1 protein-coding gene is annotated in these 640 nt (G+C 51.1%); it reads right to left on the bottom strand.

Translation table 11 applies throughout. The features are described 5' to 3' along the window. The coding region (locus H5157_RS20655) for an Ig-like domain-containing protein (protein ID WP_182725421.1) at positions 1-640 on the bottom strand (640 nt) is incomplete at both ends.

Raw genomic sequence — 640 nt, 5'->3', positions numbered from 1 at the left:
TTGAGTGTTGCGGTTTCACTTAATGTAGTGGTATTACCGGCGTTATCACTAACGCTTGCTTCAATAGTGAGTGGACCATCAGTTAACGCGTTCGGTACATCTGCTGACCAGCTGCCATCGGCTTGCACTGTCGCGGTAAACGTTTCTGTATTATCTGCATCCGTGACGTTAATCGTTATAACCGTGCCTACTGGCGCGTTTGATGTCCCGCTGATTGTTGGCGTGCTGTCGTTGGTTGCGCCGACTGTGTCTAACGTCAGTGTTGGCGCTAAGGTATCTAGGTTGCCCGTTTGTGTCGCGCCGCCGGTGTTACCTGCATCATCGGTGATACTGGCTTGCACGGTGTAGCTTCCATCTGGTAATTCAGGGCTGGTTGCTTGCCAATCACCGTTTGCATCCACAGTAGCGGTGATTGGGTGTTCATCACCGTTACTGTCAGTAATAACAATGTTTACAACGGTGCCTTCAGGCTCTGTTGAGGTACCACTAACAACTGGGGTGCTATCGTTGCCAAGGCCCAGTGCATCAACGGTGACGATTGGCGTAATAGTATCCACATTACCACTGCTGTTTGCGGTGCTCTCGTTGCCTGCCGCATCGGTAATACTCGCGCTTACAGTAAAGTCACCTTGTGCAAGGG

This window comes from Pseudoalteromonas sp. SG43-3, from assembly GCF_014164385.1.
Lineage (GTDB): Bacteria > Pseudomonadota > Gammaproteobacteria > Enterobacterales > Alteromonadaceae > Pseudoalteromonas > Pseudoalteromonas distincta.
The sequence above is the reverse complement of the archived record's forward strand: the minus strand, read 5'-3'. Positions and strand labels throughout refer to the sequence as shown.